At 45.3% G+C, this 680-nt stretch carries 2 tRNA genes and 1 rRNA gene; all 3 read right to left on the reverse strand.

Annotated elements, in window-relative coordinates:
* Positions 1-113 precede the first annotated feature (113 nt).
* Positions 114-189: transfer RNA gene (locus tag L5M17_RS22985), tRNA-Ala, on the reverse strand.
* Between the two features lie 138 nt (positions 190-327).
* Positions 328-404 (reverse strand) — tRNA-Ile (locus L5M17_RS22990).
* A gap of 148 nt (positions 405-552) precedes the next feature.
* Positions 553-680 (reverse strand): 16S ribosomal RNA (locus L5M17_RS22995); the annotation flags it as partial.

Here is a 680-nt window from a genome sequence, read left to right on the forward strand (position 1 = left end):
GTTAAAGAGCGGGCTTAAAAAAGCCAAAGATAATTTTTAAGTTTATCTTTGGCATCTCTATCCATAGTGCATATGCCTTATTACTTTTCAATAAAGTCAGAATAAGGTGTAAATGGTGGAGCTATGCGGGATCGAACCGCAGACCTCCTGCGTGCAAGGCAGGCGCTCTCCCAGCTGAGCTATAGCCCCATTTACATGCAGTGCGAGTAAGTAAGATGTTCCAAACCTCTAAAAGGATTGGTTTGCCAAATCGAGTTATCAGCGGCAAATTAACGCGACGTTTAGTTCACTAAACGAGTGTTAATTTAACAAAGGAGAACGAAGATTTGGTGGGTCAGAGTGGACTTGAACCACCGACCTCACCCTTATCAGGGGTGCGCTCTAACCAGCTGAGCTACAGACCCATCTTTGATAAACCTATTTAACTAGGTCCATCTTTTACTCTTTCTTCTATCAAGCAAATCTGTGTGAACACTCAAAAGGTACACGGATGTACCGAATGTCGAAAATGCAGGAGCATTTTTCGACCAAACATTAAGTTAGTCGTATAGGTAAGGAGGTGATCCAGCCCCAGGTTCCCCTAGGGCTACCTTGTTACGACTTCACCCCAGTCATGAACCACAAAGTGGTGAGCGCCCCCCCGAAGGTTAAGCTACCCACTTCTTTTGCAGCCCACTCCC

The organism is Shewanella sp. SW24 (assembly GCF_025653395.1).
GTDB classification, from domain to species: Bacteria; Pseudomonadota; Gammaproteobacteria; order Enterobacterales; family Shewanellaceae; genus Shewanella; species Shewanella oncorhynchi.